Origin of the sequence: Cognatishimia activa, from assembly GCF_026016445.1 — a bacterium.
Classification (GTDB): Bacteria; Pseudomonadota; Alphaproteobacteria; order Rhodobacterales; family Rhodobacteraceae; genus Cognatishimia; species Cognatishimia activa_B.
Genome location: NZ_CP096147.1, coordinates 1934147 through 1948873 on the forward strand (window position 1 = coordinate 1934147; position 14727 = coordinate 1948873).

16 protein-coding genes are annotated in these 14727 nt (G+C 54.4%); 9 read left to right on the forward strand and 7 right to left on the reverse strand.

The genetic code is table 11. The features are described 5' to 3' along the window. Nucleotides 1–4: 4 nt before the first annotated feature. Nucleotides 5–778, reverse strand: coding sequence for a helix-turn-helix domain-containing protein (locus M0D42_RS09620; RefSeq protein ID WP_265018393.1), 774 nt, complete (start codon nt 776–778; stop codon nt 5–7). A gap of 110 nt (nt 779–888) precedes the next feature. Here M0D42_RS09620 and M0D42_RS09625 point away from each other — a divergent pair, with 110 nt between their 5' ends. Then, nucleotides 889–1719 (forward strand): hypothetical protein, encoded by an 831-nt coding sequence (locus M0D42_RS09625; RefSeq protein WP_265018394.1) that lies wholly within the window; start codon nt 889–891, stop codon nt 1717–1719. Here M0D42_RS09625 and M0D42_RS09630 read toward each other — a convergent pair. The 3 genes from M0D42_RS09630 to M0D42_RS09640 form a co-directional block, all read right to left on the reverse strand. Beyond that, a complete protein-coding gene (locus M0D42_RS09630) occupies nt 1716–2360 on the reverse strand; it encodes a DUF2161 domain-containing phosphodiesterase (protein ID WP_265018395.1) in 645 nt (214 codons plus the stop codon). The two genes, M0D42_RS09625 and M0D42_RS09630, sit on opposite strands and share 4 nt — an antisense overlap. 67 nt (nt 2361–2427) lie before the next feature. Then, nucleotides 2428–2604 carry a hypothetical protein gene (locus M0D42_RS09635; protein WP_265018396.1) on the reverse strand — a complete coding sequence of 59 codons (177 nt, stop codon included), beginning with the start codon at nt 2602–2604 and terminating at the stop codon, nt 2428–2430. A 207-nt stretch (nt 2605–2811) separates the two neighbouring features. Further along, complete coding sequence (locus M0D42_RS09640; protein WP_265018397.1) at nt 2812–3729, reverse strand: hydrogen peroxide-inducible genes activator; 918 nt, start codon at nt 3727–3729, stop codon at nt 2812–2814. A gap of 103 nt (nt 3730–3832) precedes the next feature. Here M0D42_RS09640 and katG point away from each other — a divergent pair, with 103 nt between their 5' ends. The 8 genes from katG to M0D42_RS09680 all read left to right on the forward strand — a co-directional run bounded on the left by katG (nt 3833) and on the right by M0D42_RS09680 (nt 11689). Beyond that, nucleotides 3833–6010 (forward strand): catalase/peroxidase HPI, encoded by a 2178-nt coding sequence (gene katG, locus M0D42_RS09645; protein ID WP_265018398.1) that lies wholly within the window; start codon nt 3833–3835, stop codon nt 6008–6010. Nucleotides 6011–6163: 153 nt separating this feature from the next. Continuing rightward, the gene (locus M0D42_RS09650; RefSeq protein ID WP_265018399.1) at nt 6164–7084 is read left to right on the forward strand and encodes a manganese-dependent inorganic pyrophosphatase; all 921 of its coding nucleotides are present in this window, start codon (nt 6164–6166) and stop codon (nt 7082–7084) included. A 98-nt stretch (nt 7085–7182) separates the two neighbouring features. Beyond that, complete coding sequence (locus M0D42_RS09655) at nt 7183–7719, forward strand: GNAT family N-acetyltransferase (protein ID WP_265018400.1); 537 nt, start codon at nt 7183–7185, stop codon at nt 7717–7719. Between the two features lie 68 nt (nt 7720–7787). Continuing rightward, nucleotides 7788–8663, forward strand: coding sequence for a TIGR01459 family HAD-type hydrolase (locus M0D42_RS09660; RefSeq protein ID WP_265018401.1), 876 nt, complete (start codon nt 7788–7790; stop codon nt 8661–8663). A 101-nt stretch (nt 8664–8764) separates the two neighbouring features. After that, on the forward strand, nt 8765–9208 hold the full coding sequence (locus M0D42_RS09665; protein WP_265018402.1) for a MaoC family dehydratase: 444 nt from the start codon (nt 8765–8767) through the stop codon (nt 9206–9208). 53 nt (nt 9209–9261) lie between these two features. After that, entirely contained in the window at nt 9262–10194 is a 933-nt protein-coding gene (locus M0D42_RS09670; RefSeq protein WP_265018403.1) for a bifunctional riboflavin kinase/FAD synthetase, read from the forward strand. Further along, a complete protein-coding gene (locus M0D42_RS09675; RefSeq protein WP_265018404.1) occupies nt 10191–10664 on the forward strand; it encodes a YcgN family cysteine cluster protein in 474 nt (157 codons plus the stop codon). Before M0D42_RS09670 ends, M0D42_RS09675 begins: the two co-directional genes overlap by 4 nt. After that, the gene (locus M0D42_RS09680; RefSeq protein ID WP_265018405.1) at nt 10664–11689 is read left to right on the forward strand and encodes a threonine aldolase family protein; all 1026 of its coding nucleotides are present in this window, start codon (nt 10664–10666) and stop codon (nt 11687–11689) included. The genes M0D42_RS09675 and M0D42_RS09680 overlap by 1 nt, the downstream gene beginning before the upstream one ends. Here M0D42_RS09680 and M0D42_RS09685 read toward each other — a convergent pair. Genes M0D42_RS09685 through folE2 form a run of 3 tightly spaced genes read right to left on the reverse strand, consistent with a single transcriptional unit; the run spans nt 11686 to nt 14684 of the window. Then, nucleotides 11686–13134, reverse strand: a complete 1449-nt coding sequence (locus M0D42_RS09685; protein WP_265018406.1) for a TrkH family potassium uptake protein — start codon at nt 13132–13134, stop codon at nt 11686–11688. The genes M0D42_RS09680 and M0D42_RS09685 overlap by 4 nt on opposite strands. A gap of 47 nt (nt 13135–13181) precedes the next feature. Beyond that, on the reverse strand, nt 13182–13571 hold the full coding sequence (locus M0D42_RS09690) for a lysozyme inhibitor LprI family protein (RefSeq protein ID WP_265018407.1): 390 nt from the start codon (nt 13569–13571) through the stop codon (nt 13182–13184). A gap of 12 nt (nt 13572–13583) precedes the next feature. Then, on the reverse strand, nt 13584–14684 hold the full coding sequence (gene folE2, locus M0D42_RS09695; RefSeq protein ID WP_265018408.1) for a GTP cyclohydrolase FolE2: 1101 nt from the start codon (nt 14682–14684) through the stop codon (nt 13584–13586). Between the last annotated feature and the right edge of the window lie 43 nt (nt 14685–14727).

Genomic DNA, 14727 nt, shown 5'->3' on the forward strand with positions numbered 1-14727 from the left:
CGCTTTAAGAAGCGACCGCTGCGGGTCGTTTGACAGATTGAATTTCCAAGAGCTCTGGATAGCTTAATACGCCCATGGCGGCTGTCCATTTAAACGAGACAAGCTCCTTGTCAGAGGCGATCATCTGGTCCTGTCGAGCAAGGTTGGCAATATGGGATTGGAACTCCGCCATCTCCTTCACGACTTGCCGCACCGTGTCAGGCAACATCCGCCGCCCCATGGTTGTGAACGCAAGATCCTCATCATTTGCCTTGTCGATTGTATCTAATACGAATTGCTGGCTGATCCGTTTGACGTGCGGGTGAAGCGGCCCGAATGGTCGGAATTTAATCGGCTGCGGTACTTTCAGTCGGATTTGCCCTTCCGGCATCAACTCCGCAAGGCCCATCAATTCCAATGAACGGCCATAGTGATCAACATCAAGTGGCGTGAGCCCATAGATCTTTGCGATCTCGCGCGCAGGGAAATCTTCTCGTAACAGAATGAAGAAGTGAAATAACGAAGCGTCAGCCGCCAGCGCCGCCTCGGTTTCACGCGGTAAGTAGGCTGCAGCTGCTTGAGTCCGCCGTGCACGTTGCAACACTTCCTCAGGCGGTAAATCCAACAAATCGCAAAGCTCAAACAATCGGGACATCTTGCAATCACGCTGCGCAAACATGCGTTTGACGGAAACTTCAGAGAGGCCCAGCGCCTCACCGACCATGGCATAGGTCATACCCCGCGCACGTAATGTGCGCTTCAAAATCTCAAACGCATCTGCAAGCAATCTGTTTTCCATACCAAGACCCACCAGTTCGTATCACAAATTGATACCACATCCACCCGTTGTTGCAATATGGATCATAAATACCTCCTTTCAGGCAAGAACAACACGAAAGGACATCCCCTATGAAACACCTCGCAATTGCCTTCGCTCTGATGGCTTCCACTGCCAACGCATGGGAAATCACCGGGTTTGAACATCCTGAATCCATCCTCGCAGACGCTTCCAACGAACAGCTTTATGTATCCAACATCGTTGGTCACCCGGCTGAGGCAGATGGCGTTGGTTATATCAGCCTGGTTTCCCTTGATGGCAAATTCATTGACCAGAAGTGGTCTACAGGCATGGACGCCCCGAAAGGCATGGCGCTCTTTGGCGACAGCCTCTTGGTCTCTGACCTCACCAAGTTTCATGTCATCGACCGCACCAGCGGTGAAATCACTCAGACCTTCGCACCCGAAGGCGCGGCCTTCCTCAACGACATCGCGGCATCAGGTGATCGCGCCTTTATCTCGGACATGTTCACAGGAGTGATCTACAGCTTTGATGGCAAAGAGGTCACGCCGTTTTATTCTGCGGCAGACTTGCCCCATCCAAACGGACTTTGGACCGACGGCGTGACCTTGGTGATCGGCCATTGGGGACCGGGGATGCAGCAAGACTTCTCGACAGAAAAACCGGGCGATTTGCTTGAGGTGAATATCGCGACCAAAGAGGCCAATACAATCGTCTCCGAGTTAGGCAACCTGGATGGCGTAGCCAAAACAGCAGAAGGTTTCATCGTGAACGATTGGATGAACGGAAAGATCTTCTCCGTTGTTGAAGGTCAGGCCACCGAGGTTCTGCAAATGCCGCAAAGCACAGCGGACATCACGGTTTTGGGCGATACGATCTACATGCCGCATATGTTTGAAAACCGCATCAGTACGGCAACACTTGAAACTGTGTCTAATTAAGACTGGCTTCTGGCGAGTCCTTCAGGGCTCGCCGCATAAACACCGCGCTCAACCTTGTTGAACCAGCCATAATGGTTGTCACGCATAATAGCGGTGGCGGAAGGCGCGCCTGCCCCTTTCGCCACATCAGCGCCTCGGCTCGCGCCATGTTCGATCACAAATGCCAAACACCGCTCGGCTTCCTGCTGATAACCGGTAACGATCTTGCCGTTTGTGCCGCCGAGGTTCGGGTCGCCCACCCTACGGCTGAACTCTTTCAGCAAGGCCCCCTTGCGGGGTTTTGATTTTCGCGGACGGAACTCCGCTGGGTCTGCATGCACGTGGATCGTCTGATCTGCCAGATTCACTGAAATCACACCAACACCAAGCCGTTTACACAGCCCAACATTGGCTTTGAAAGACCGCCACGCCGATTTACCCTTCCAACGAGGCACGGCTACGTAAACCCAGTCCGACAAGCGCTGGCGCGCGATGGCTTGTTGTAACAACGTCAGAGAAAACCCAATTTTCAGCTCGACAATGACCGGGTCTTCATCCGCCCGACAGGCCACGACATCCGCCGCGCCGACCTCCGCCTTAACGTCAAACCCCTGCCCCTCAAGCCAGGCCTTCACCGGACCATATAACTCGGTTTCTTTCATGCTCTGCACTTTGCCTCAAAGCCCTGCCCGGCATCAAGCATCGATGCTTGTGCCGGGCAGGATCAGACTAGCGACCTCCTGTACGCCCCGGGAAGAGTTTGGGACGTCCGCCAGCCGAAAGCTGAGACTTCGCACCTCCCAGATGGTGTTTCGGTGCAGGTTTCACGGGTGATTTCAACGCTGGCTTCTTAGGCATAAGAAGACCAGCGCCGCGCTTGCGCGCAGGTTTTTTGGATTTGGGCATAATAACCCCCTGAATGAAATGGTAGTTTTCTGCGTAAAAGCAGATGCTATGCGCCCGCAGGCGTTAGCTGGTCTTGTCCATTGTCAGGGTGCTCCTCTGAAAAGGTGGGGCGTAGATACGCCAAAGTCGATGACGGCTTACTGAGCTTTGTCCATTGGCAGGGTCTCCTTTTCAGATGCCTCACCCTAGCCAGCAGATATGCGGAGGTCAAACGCCTTCCTCAAAGTGCCAACGCTGGGTTTCACCGATCTCTTTCAGAATTTCCGCGAGGCCTTTGAGCTGTTGTTCCAGAGGGTTGGTTTTCCGCCAGATCATGCCAATGGTGCGTTTCGGTGTAGCGTCCTGAAACTGGGCCAGTGAAACGGATGTGCCGCGCCGTTCCAAAGGCACCGCCATCTCAGGGATCAGCGTCAGCCCAAGGCCCGCGTCGACCATCTGCACAAGCGTCGCGAGAGATGATCCTTCCATCAGAAGGCTCGGATCAGATTTCTTGATGTCACAGAAAGAAAGCGCCTGATCGCGGAAGCAATGCCCCTCTTCCAGAAGCAACAATTTCATTTCCTGCAATTTCTTCGGGCTTGGTACGGGTTTATCGGCGTCCTGGGCAGCGCGAACCAGAATGAATTCCTCATCAAACAGAGGAAATTCCTGAAAGGCGGGCTCTGACACCGGCAAGGCCGCCACAATGAAATCCAACCGTGAATGTCGCAGATCTTCCAGCAAAGTCTGCGTCACCGCTTCTCTGGGGCGCAGCTCAAGGTCAGGCAGTTCGTCGGAGAGGCCCCGAATAAAAGCAGGCAATAAATACGGCGCAATCGTTGGAATAACCCCCATGCGAAGCGTGCCTTTGATCGGCCCTTCTGACAATCGTGCGAGGTCCCCCATGGCCTCCACCTCAGTCAGCACTTTGCGCGCCCGCACAAGGAACTCTTCGCCCAAGGTCGTCAGCCTGATCTGGCGCGCGGTGCGTTCCACCAGCGGCGCCTCCATCATGGCCTCTAACTCTTTGATCTGAACCGAAAGCGCGGGTTGGGAAATCGAACAGGCCTCAGCCGCACGACCAAAATGCCCATGCCGCGCCAGCGCATCAAAATAGCGGAAATGTTTGAGGGTGAAGTTAATCATAAGCCACAGTTATCAGAGGCAAAGGATTTTTCAATTGGAGATTATCGACTTCACCACTTAGGTTGATTCCAGACACAGCCATCATTTAGTCAGGAGAGTCATTATGGACGGAAACAATTCATCAGGTCTCGGTGGATGCCCAGTCAATCATGGTGGGAATACCGCGATGGATAAACCGGTTACCAAGTGGTGGCCTAATGCGCTCAACCTAGACATCCTGCACCAGCATGGCGCGCGGACAAATCCGATGGATGCCGGCTACAATCATCGCGAAGCTGTAAAAGGCCTCGATTATGACGGGGTGAAAGCCGATGTGAAGGCGCTTTTGAGCGACGGCCAGGACTGGTGGCCGGCAGACTGGGGATTTTATGGTGGCCTTATGGTCCGCCTTGCCTGGCACTCCGCGGGTTCCTACCGGATGCAAGATGGCCGTGGTGGTGCGGGTTCCGGCAATATCCGCTTCGCGCCCCTGAACTCATGGCCAGATAACGCAAGCCTCGACAAAGCCCGCCGCCTGCTTTGGCCAGTGAAAAAGAAATACGGCAACGCGCTGTCTTGGGCTGACCTGATTATCCTAGCAGGCAATATGGCCTATGAAGCGGCGGGGCTGAAAATGTTTGGCTTCGGCTTTGGCCGTGAAGACATTTGGGGGCCGGAAACGGATGTTTATTGGGGTTCAGAGAAAGAATGGCTCGCGCCTTCTGAAAACCGCTACGACGATCTTGATGATCCTTCCACGCTCGAAAACCCGCTCTCTGCGGTGCATATGGGTCTGATCTATGTGAACCCAGAAGGCGTGAATGGTAAACCTGATCCGGCACGAACAGCGCTACATGTGCGCGAAACATTCTCTCGCATGGCGATGAATGATGAAGAAACAGCCGCCCTCACTTGTGGTGGCCACACCATCGGCAAGGCCCATGGTGCAATTGCGGGTGATAATATTGGTGTGGAACCGGAAGCTGCTGGCATCGAAAATCAGGGCTTTGGCTGGGATAACCCGGATCATGGCGGCACGGCGTCTAAATCGTTCACCTCTGGTATCGAGGGCGCTTGGACCAAAGAGCCCACTAAGTTTGACATGGGCTACTTTGACTATCTCTTCAATTGGGAATGGGAGTTGCAAAAGTCCCCTGCTGGCGCGTGGCAATGGCAGCCGGTGAATATGCCTGACAGCGAAAAGCCAACCAATGCCGGGGATGGCACAACACCTCAGAACCCGATCATGACCGATGCCGACATGGCGATGAAGGTTGACCCGATATACAACGAGATTTGCCGGCGCTTCATTGCGGACCCGGAGTATTTCAAAGACACCTTTGCCCGCGCTTGGTTCAAGCTGACCCACCGCGATATGGGGCCACGTGCCAACTATTACGGGCCTGATGTGCCTGCAGAAGATCTCATCTGGCAGGATCCAATCCCGGCAGGCAACACAGGCTATGATGTTGCCGCGCTCAAGGCGAAAATCGCAGACAGCGGCCTAAGCTCTGCAGAGTTGATCGCAACCGCATGGGACAGCGCACGGACATTCCGTGGCTCTGACAAACGTGGTGGTGCAAATGGCGCCCGTATTCGTCTGGCTCCTCAAAAAGACTGGGCAGGCAACGAGCCTGCGCGTCTTGCGAAGGTTCTGGGTGTTCTGGAACCGCTCGCAGCTGATGCAGGTGCTTCCGTCGCTGACACCATCGTTCTTGCAGGCAATGTCGGTCTGGAGATGGCAATCAAAGCGGGCGGTCAATCCGTCGAAGTGCCATTCACATCAGGTCGCGGCGATGCGGACGACAGCCAAACCGATACCGATAGTTTCAGCGTGCTAGAACCCCTCGCAGATGGTTTCCGCAACTGGCGGAAGGAAGCCTATGCGGTCTCAGCTGAAGAGATGTTGCTGGATCGCGCGCAGCTGATGGGGCTGACAGCGGCAGAAATGACCGTGCTTCTGGGCGGTATGCGTGGCCTTGGCACCAACCATGGTGGCAGCAAACACGGTGTCTTCACTGACAGTGAGGGCGCTTTGACCTCGGACTTCTTCGTCAATCTGACCGACATGGCCTATCGCTGGCACCCGCTGGATGACGGCACCTATGAGCTGCGCGACCGTGCAAGCGGTGCGGTCAAATGGACCGCTACTAGTGCCGATCTGGTCTTTGGATCCAACTCCATCCTACGTGCTTATGCTGAGGTCTATGCACAGGACGACAACCGCGAGAAATTTGTGAAAGATTTTGTCGCCGCCTGGACCAAGGTCATGGAAGCAGATCGCTTTGATCTATTGGCATAATCGAGACCAAATGCCTTGATCTAACCCGTTATTGGCCCGGTGCGTCCCACCGGGCCATTTCTTTTTCAATCCCTGCGAATTCCTGTCACGTGACAACCAGATTCTCTGGCCGTATAAGGCCACCAAAATTGCATGCCCTCGCGAGGAAAGATCATGACGACTCTGGTATTTGGCCATAAATCCCCCGACACAGACTCCACCGGTTCCCCAATCATCTGGGCGTGGTACCTGAACGAAATCAAAGGTGAAAAAGCAGAGGCCGTTCTGCTGGGTGAGCCAAACACCGAAGCGGCATTTGTTGTAGAAAAATGGGGCTGCCCAAAGCCACGGATCGTATCTGAATTCGACGCAGGCCAAGCGGCTGTCATCGTTGACACAAACAACCCGGCAGAGCTGCCAGACAATGTGAATGACCTGGACGTGCAGGCGATCATCGACCACCACAAACTGGTGGGAGGCCTGGAAACCAAAGGCCCGATCGACATCACAATCCGTCCGCTGGCCTGCACCGCAACCATCATGTACGACCTGATGGGTGACGACGCGGTGAAAATGCCAGATTGGGTCAAAGGCCTGACCTTGTCATGTATCCTGTCAGACACATTGGAATTCCGCTCCCCGACCACTACCGACCACGACAAAGCGCTGGCAGAAAAACTGGCAAGCGAGCTGAACTTGGATCTGGGCGCATATGCGTCTGAGATGTTTGAAGCCAAATCCGACATCTCTGCCTTCTCTGATGCAGAGCTGATCCGCATGGATTCCAAAGAATACGAAGTCGACGGCACAAAGTTCCGTGTCTCCGTTCTGGAAACCACCGCGCCTAAACTGGTTCTGGATCGCAAAGACAGCCTGATGGCCTCCTTCAAAGACGTCGAAGCAGAAGATGGTGTTGATCAGGTTCTGCTGTTCGTCGTGGACATACTGAACGAAGAAGCGACCCTGTTTGTACCGAACGACTTGGTAAAAACCGTTGCCGCGAAGTCCTTTGGTGCCGACGCCACAAGCGATCTTCTTGTGCTGCCAGGTATCATGAGCCGCAAAAAACAGATCATTCCAAACCTGAAGGTTTGATTACACTCGAAAATCAAGTCAGAAAGGCGCTCAACAGAGCGCCTTTTTTTATTGGCGAGTAGCCAGTTACGTCCAACAGATTAGAAGCATTGCAATCCATGTCTTTCACAGTCGCACCAACGCTCACCACCGAACGCCTGCGCCTACGCGCGTTTCGCCGTGAAGACTTCGACGATCATGCAGCCCTTTGGGCGCATCCGACTGTGGTTGAACACATCACGGGCGAACCGGCGACACCATCAGAGGCCTGGTTGCGTTTAATGCGCGCCATGGGAACATGGTCAATGCTGGGCTATGGCTATTGGGTCGTCGAAGACCGATACGATCAAACCTTCCTGGGCGAAGTTGGCGTGGCAGATTTTTACCGCGACATGGAACCCTCGATCCGGGGTATTCCCGAAGCGGGCTGGGTCCTTGCCCCGGAAGCTCATGGTCGTGGTATCGCAACCGAGGCGATGCAAGCTGTTTTGGCCTGGGTAGATGAACATCTCGACGTCGGAAAAACCGTGTGCATTTTGGATGAAGGCTACTCTGCCTCCAAAAATGTAGCGCTTAAGCTGGGGTACAAAGACGTCACACTTACACGTTTCGCCGGCAAACCAACACTCTTGATGGAACGCCCCAGAGCATCCTGATAAGACAAGATCAACCAAAGGGCCCATTGGCCCCGCCCCTTATTTATGGCCTCCTCAGGACACGCGACATGACACAAATCATCGAACACCTTTCCGAAATCTCCGACAACTACGATGCGCTGTTCGTGGATCTTTGGGGCTGCATGCACAATGGCGTCGAAGCCTTTCCAAGTGCTGTGAAAGCCATGCAGGATTACCGGGCGCGGGGTGGGACTGTTGTTCTGGTTACGAACTCCCCAAAACCGCGTGCGGGGGTTGCTGATCAGCTCGGTCAATTCGGCGTTCCTGAGGATGCCTATGACACGATTGCCACTTCGGGCGATTCCGCGAGGTCTGCCATGTTTCGTGGCGTCGTTGGTGAAAAAGTCTATTTCATGGGCGAATGGCAGCGCGATGAAGGTTTCTTTGAACCACTGAACCTGCTTGAGAACCCAGTGAATATCGAACGTGTCCCGCTTGCCGAGGCAGAAGGTATCGTTTGCTGCGGCCCGTTTGATACCTTGGCGGATCCAGACGTGAACCGCGCCGATTTCCTATTTGCCAAAACCAAAGGCATGAAATTGCTCTGCGCAAACCCCGACATCGTGGTCGACCGCGGTGAGGTACGAGAGTGGTGCGCGGGTGCTCTGGCGAAGCTCTATACAGAGATGGGCGGCGAGAGCCTTTACTTCGGCAAACCTCACCCGCCGATCTACGATCTAGCGCGTCGACGTCTGGCGGAGCTGGGCAAAGACGTGCCTGACAGCCGTATTCTGGCCATCGGAGACGGAGTTCTGACCGACATCAAAGGCGCCATGGGAGAGGACATTGATTCCCTCTTTATCTCTGGTGGTCTTGCGGCTGCAGAAACAAAAACATCACATCAGCCAGACCCAGAATTGCTAAGCACTTACTTGAAAACAGAAAAATCAAATCCAACCTATACAATTGGTCACCTACGCTGACTTAAAAAACGCTTGATTTTCTGCGGTTGCAAAGTAATAAAGTTGCCCAACCGGGCGACTTATCGCCCTTTTCTTTCGAGCCCGATTGGGCGGAGGGTGACATGTTGGATAATTTGCCTCGCGGAACGATCTGCATTGAAGACATTGAAATGGGCATGGTGCGCTATGTTCAGAAGGTCGTCACAGATGCAGATATTGAAATGTTTTCTGAGGTCTCAACCGACCGGAACCCAGTGCACCTGGATGACGACTACGCCAACGATACGATCTTTGAAGGCCGCATCGCGCACGGCATGCTGACCGCTGGGCTTGTATCTGCGGTTATCGGTGAGCAACTGCCGGGGCACGGCACCATCTACATGAGCCAGTCTCTGAAGTTCCTTGCCCCAGTGCGCCCAGGTGATCTGGTGCGTGCAGAGGTTGAGGTCACAGGCATTGAAATCGACAAGCGTCGCGTGAAACTGGATTGCCGCTGCATGGTCGACGGTAAGAAGGTCTTGATCGGCGAAGCCATGGTTATGGCACCGTCGCGCAAGTTCGACTGACCTTGCATTCAAACAGGCTTGCATGCCGCGGGCGGCAGGGATAACCCTGCCCCATGCGGATCATTCGTGACTACCAATTTGTAACCCCAGACGACCGTGGTGCCAGCGTTGCCATCGGCAATTTTGATGGTGTGCATATTGGCCATCAGTCGGTCATCGAACTCGCGCGCAAAGCGGCGCCGGATGCACCTTTGGGGGTCATGACTTTTGAACCCCATCCGCGTGAATACTTTGCCCCAGATGCGCCGCCCTTTCGCCTGACCGGCTCTGATGCGCGTGCGCACCGTTTGGAGAAGCTGGGCATTGAACGCCTCTATGAGCTGCCTTTCAACGCCGCCCTTGCAAGCCTTGAACCGCGGGCTTTTGCGGAACAGGTGATTGTCGAAGGTCTCGGCCTGAAGCACGTGGTTGTCGGCGCAGATTTCTGCTTTGGCAAAGGCCGTGCAGGCACAGCTGAGGACCTTCAGACCTTTGGCAAAGAGCTTGGTTTTGGGGTCACCATTGCGCCGCTTGTGACCGGTGGCGATGGGCAGGTTTCTTCAACCAATATCCGCAATGCCCTCACTGAAGGTCGCCCCCGCGACGCGGCAGCAATGCTGGGCCATTGGCACCGCATCGACGGGCCTGTGATTGGCGGCGAGCAACGTGGGCGCGAGCTGGGATATCCAACCGCCAACATGTCTATCGAAGGTCTTCATCCACCGAAATTCGGCGTTTATGCCGTTCTGGTGGATATCCTTAGCGGTCCCCACAAAGGCACCTACCATGGTGCTGCCAGCATGGGCACCCGCCCGATGTTTGGCGAGAACCGCCCAAATATCGAGACCTATCTCTTTGATTTTTCGGGGGATCTATACGGCACTCCGCTTTCAGTGGGTCTTGTTGAATACCTTCGTCCAGAAGAGAAATTTGACAGCCTTGAAGCTCTGGTCGCCCAGATGGACGCCGATTGTGCCAAAGCGCGCGACATACTGGCCGCACTATGAGCAAAGACCCGATTGAACGCGACGGGTTGAAGTCCCGCTTCTGGGAAAAGAAGCCATTGAACAAGCTGACCCAGAAAGAATGGGAAGCGCTGTGTGATGGCTGTGGCAAATGTTGCCTCAACAAACTGGAAGATGAAGACACTGGCCAAGTTGCCCTAACCCGCGTCGCCTGCCGTCTGCTGGATGATACCAACTGCCGCTGCGCGCAATATGATATCCGTCATCAGTTCATTCCGGAATGCATCGTTCTGACGCCCGACAATCTGGACACCCATGCTTATTGGATGCCCAAGACCTGCGCCTATCGCCTCTTGTGGGAAGATAAACCGCTTTATGATTGGCACCCGTTGATCTCCGGCACTCCAGAAAGCGTTCATGAAGCGGGTGTTTCAGTCAAAGATATGACCGTATCAGAATTCGAAATTCCCATCGAAGAATGGGAAGACCATATTATCGAGGAACCCAGCTAATGTTTTTCGCCTCTGACAACACAGGCCCCGCCCTTCCGGAAGTCATGCAGGCGATCAACGAAGCCAACCAAGGCTATGTGCTGGGCTACGGCAATGACGACCTGACCCGCGAGGTCACTCAGTCGATCCGCGATATTTTCCAGGCACCTGACGCCCTCGTTTATCTGGTGTCGACGGGCACCTCGGCCAACGCGCTTGCTTTGTCCTGCCTTGCGCAGCCCTACCAAACCGTTTTCTGCGCCCCGATGGCGCATATCCAAGAAGACGAATGCGGCGCGCCGGAATTTTATTCGGGTGCCAAACTGTCTTTGGTGGGGTCCGATGACAAAATCGCGGCGAACGAACTGGACGCGGAAATTCAAAAATGCCTTGAACGCGGGTTTCAGGGTGTTAAGCCGGGAGCCCTGTCCATCTCTCAGGTTACCGAATTTGGGCAAGTCTATACCCTTGATGAGATCGGGACGCTTACTGAGGTTGCAAAGGCACATAACCTTCCTGTGCACCTCGACGGTGCGCGGTTCGCCAATGCCATGGTCGCACTGGGCTGCACTCCTGCTGAGATGAGCTGGAAGGCTGGCATTGATGCGGTCAGCTTTGGCGGCACAAAGAACGGCTGTCTTGGCGTGGAAGCGGTTATTCTTTTTGATCCAGATAAGGCCGTTGAATTTGAAGCGCGGCGCAAACGCGGGGGGCACCTGCAGTCCAAACATCGCTATCTGGCCGCACAAATGAAGGCTTATCTGGCCAATGATCTTTGGTTGAACACCGCACAGAATGCCAACGAAAACGCGGCTTATCTATTAGCGCAACTGGCTAAAATTGGAGTGAAGTTCGACTATCCACCAGAAGCAAACGTTTTGTTCTGCCAACTGCCAAAACAGATACACGCTAAGCTACAAGACGCTGGGGCCTCGTATTACACCTACGATGAAAGTCATGAGACGATCACAGCGCGCCTTGTGTGCGATTGGTCGATTCCACGGCCCTCGATCGAGCAATTCATCGAAATCTGCCGCTCAGCTTAAGAACGCCAGAACTGCGGTGTAAGCATCGCGTAAACCGCCAGAAGCTCCAGCCGCCCAATCAGCATACCAATGGCCAACAGCCATTTCGCCGTATCGTTCAGAGGTGCGAAATTCCCGGCTGGCCCAATAATATCTCCAAGACCCGGCCCGATGTTCGCAATCGCTGCTGCAGCTCCTGAAAGAGAGGTCACGAAGTCGAGGCCAGTCAACCCAAGCAGCACAGCCAAAACGCCCAAGGTCACGATGAAGAAGACAAAAAACACCATCACGGAGTTCAGGACGTCTTCGGAAACAGGACGCCCGTTGTAGCGCGGCGTGAAGACACCGCTTGGGGTGTGAATTTTCAGAATCTGCACGCGGATCGCAGAAAACAGCAGCTGATAGCGGAAGATTTTGATCGAACAGGCTGTGGACCCCGCACAACCACCGATCAAGCCAATGAAGAAGAACAAAGCCACCAGAAAGCCGCCCCATTGCATGTAGTTCGCGCTGGCGTAGCCTGTACCTGTCGTGATCGAAGTTACATTAAATAGTGCCTTGCGGAAGGCGGGTTCAAAACTCTGATCCTGCGCAAAAGAAAGCACGAAGGATACGCCGATCACCAGCACCGCAATAGTTCCGAAGAAGGTCAGGATTTGACGGTCCTTGAAGAGCGGCGTCGCGGAGCCATTCACCAGCTGCACATAGCGCACAAAGGGCAAAGCAGCGAGCAGCATGAAGATGGCGCCTAGATATTCCGCAGCCCCTGCAAAGGCCCCAAATGACGCGTCGTAGTTAGCAAAACCACCCGTCGCAATGGTTGTGAAAGCATGTACAACAGCATCAAAAGGCTGCATCCCAACCGCCAGATAAGACAAGAAACACAAGAAGGTCAGCGCGATATAGATCGTTGAGATCTGGCCAGAAATCTGCGTCGCCCTAGGCAGGATTTTCCCAAAGGTATCAAAGCCTTCCGAACGGAAGATCTGCATACCACCAACCCGCAACTCGGGCAGGAAAACCATCGCCACAACAATGATACCAATGCCTCCAAGCCACTGCAGAATACCACGCCAGAGCAGAATGCCTTTGGGCAATTCTTCCAATCCAGAGAAGACGGTTGATCCAGTGGTTGTCAGGCCCGACATGGCCTCAAAAAAGGCATCCACCAGACGCGCCTCCGTCGCACCAAGAATGAAAGGCAAAGCGCCAAACATTGGCAGGGCAAGCCACACGCCGGTTGTGAGAATAAAGGTCTGCCTCAGGGTCAGCCCGGGGCGGTTCCCGTCCTGACAGGTCAACGCCACAAGCCCGCCGATCAGAAACGTGAACAAGGCACTTTGTAAGAAGGCCGGCCAATGCCCATTGCCATCGACGAAATCGACGCCCATTGGGATCAGCATGGTCAGGCCCAACATGGCCACCATAAGGCCAATCACATATCCGACAGGTCGTAGATCAAACATTGGATGCAGGGTTGGCTTGCTGCAGGCGCGCTGTCAAGCGATTGCGCTTAATTGACTTCGGCAAAATACCGCAGGGATTCAGTGCGCGCGCGCGTCTCGCGTTCCAGGCAGCTGGAATAAATCAATGGCTGCATAGAGCCACCTCGCACGATAGTGCTTTCCAGCTCGCAGGCCTTGTCGCGGAAAGTGATCCAGGCACGCTGTGCTTCACGCAATAGCTGCTCTGCCGGTACCTCGCCATCCTGCAGGTATTCATCCATGGAACGCGCCATATCAATCGCCATACCATAGGCAAGATTGAGGTCTTCATCTGCCAGCACATAGGCCTGGTGCGCGCAGCGGTTCATATCAAGCTGCGTCATGGCGTTGTCGCAGTCCAGATCTGCTGCTGCCACAGGCGCCGCGCAAAGTGTCAGGGCAAGTGTCAAATAGCGCATCAAAGGCCTCAATCAGCCGACGTGGAACAAAGTTGTAAATAGTTTTGGATCGATGGAACCTGAAACAAATGTATCACCTTCGGTCAGAATCGAAACCGCGTCATGGCTGTGCAGGCTTTCCTGATGGCTCGCCACAATCCGGAAATCGCCAATGCGGTCATCCAATTGCAGTTCCCGACAGAACAGCCGCGCTGCATCCTCCACGAAAATCGGGTTCGCCGCGTTGAGCTCTGCAAACGCCTGCTCATCTTCGCGCTTTACCATCACTTGTGTTTCGGTTGGAACTGCACGTCGCGCCATGTCAATCAGGTCTTCAAACCAGAGGCGTTCGATGCTTTTGGTCACAACAGAAATCCGCGCGACAGACCGCTGGGAATGTGGTGTTGCCAGCTGACCGCGCGATTGGCGGGCATGTTCAGATAGCTCCATAGAACATGGGCATGTAGACGAATAAACATAGTCCAAATGCATGATCTTCAGAGGTTTGCCGCCGATCTCGACCTTTTCCATGGCCAGATCGTAATACTGATAGCCTTCCAGCCCCGACCGCAGGGACGGAATTTTCATCGGATAGCGGAAACGCATCTGAATGCGCGCATCAAAACTACCGAGGTCAGCTTTGTAATCCGCAAGAGCATGCTCAAGCACTTCAAAGCTGAAGGTCTTTTCCGCATGCTTGTAGAAGGACCGCATGATGCGACTCATGTTGATGCCCTTCTTGTCCTCTTCGAGGCTTACGGTGCCCGTGACTGAGGTTTCAAGAGTGACATCCCCCCCCTCACGAGTCCGGTAGGTGATCGGCAGACGGAAGTTTGAAATCCCAACGTGCTGGATTTGTTTCTTCGCACCTTTGATTAGGCTGGTCGGGCCGTTCTGCAGATCAGGCAGGGTCGCCTTGTACGCCGGATCCACCTCAAAATCCGCGGGATAATCGCGAGACAGATCTGGATAGTTGGACACTTCCTGCCCAGGAATAAGACGCGCGACGGCAGGATCGAGTTCTGCAATTTCGGTAGGATTGGCGGCTTGCGCCCAGGCGCGCAGCTTTTCAAGCGCCGCGCGCGCTTCCTCACGAGTCATCGGTGTCTCAGACTTTGACGACTGGATATTCATAGGCGTTCCCTTTTCGCGACCTACAGATGTCTACCTTAGAGCT

Bases quoted from the DNA above. Each gene is read 5' to 3' on its own strand.
- M0D42_RS09620 (WP_265018393.1), bottom strand. From the start codon at position 778: ATGGAAAACAGATTGCTTGCAGATGCGTTTGAGATTTTGAAGCGCACA.
- M0D42_RS09625 (WP_265018394.1), top strand. From the start codon at position 889: ATGAAACACCTCGCAATTGCCTTCGCTCTGATGGCTTCCACTGCCAAC.
- M0D42_RS09630 (WP_265018395.1), bottom strand. From the start codon at position 2,360: ATGAAAGAAACCGAGTTATATGGTCCGGTGAAGGCCTGGCTTGAGGGG.
- M0D42_RS09635 (WP_265018396.1), bottom strand. From the start codon at position 2,604: ATGCCCAAATCCAAAAAACCTGCGCGCAAGCGCGGCGCTGGTCTTCTT.
- M0D42_RS09640 (WP_265018397.1), bottom strand. From the start codon at position 3,729: ATGATTAACTTCACCCTCAAACATTTCCGCTATTTTGATGCGCTGGCG.
- katG (WP_265018398.1), top strand. From the start codon at position 3,833: ATGGACGGAAACAATTCATCAGGTCTCGGTGGATGCCCAGTCAATCAT.
- M0D42_RS09650 (WP_265018399.1), top strand. From the start codon at position 6,164: ATGACGACTCTGGTATTTGGCCATAAATCCCCCGACACAGACTCCACC.
- M0D42_RS09655 (WP_265018400.1), top strand. From the start codon at position 7,183: ATGTCTTTCACAGTCGCACCAACGCTCACCACCGAACGCCTGCGCCTA.
- M0D42_RS09660 (WP_265018401.1), top strand. From the start codon at position 7,788: ATGACACAAATCATCGAACACCTTTCCGAAATCTCCGACAACTACGAT.
- M0D42_RS09665 (WP_265018402.1), top strand. From the start codon at position 8,765: ATGTTGGATAATTTGCCTCGCGGAACGATCTGCATTGAAGACATTGAA.
- M0D42_RS09670 (WP_265018403.1), top strand. From the start codon at position 9,262: ATGCGGATCATTCGTGACTACCAATTTGTAACCCCAGACGACCGTGGT.
- M0D42_RS09675 (WP_265018404.1), top strand. From the start codon at position 10,191: ATGAGCAAAGACCCGATTGAACGCGACGGGTTGAAGTCCCGCTTCTGG.
- M0D42_RS09680 (WP_265018405.1), top strand. From the start codon at position 10,664: ATGTTTTTCGCCTCTGACAACACAGGCCCCGCCCTTCCGGAAGTCATG.
- M0D42_RS09685 (WP_265018406.1), bottom strand. From the start codon at position 13,134: ATGTTTGATCTACGACCTGTCGGATATGTGATTGGCCTTATGGTGGCC.
- M0D42_RS09690 (WP_265018407.1), bottom strand. From the start codon at position 13,571: ATGCGCTATTTGACACTTGCCCTGACACTTTGCGCGGCGCCTGTGGCA.
- folE2 (WP_265018408.1), bottom strand. From the start codon at position 14,684: ATGAATATCCAGTCGTCAAAGTCTGAGACACCGATGACTCGTGAGGAA.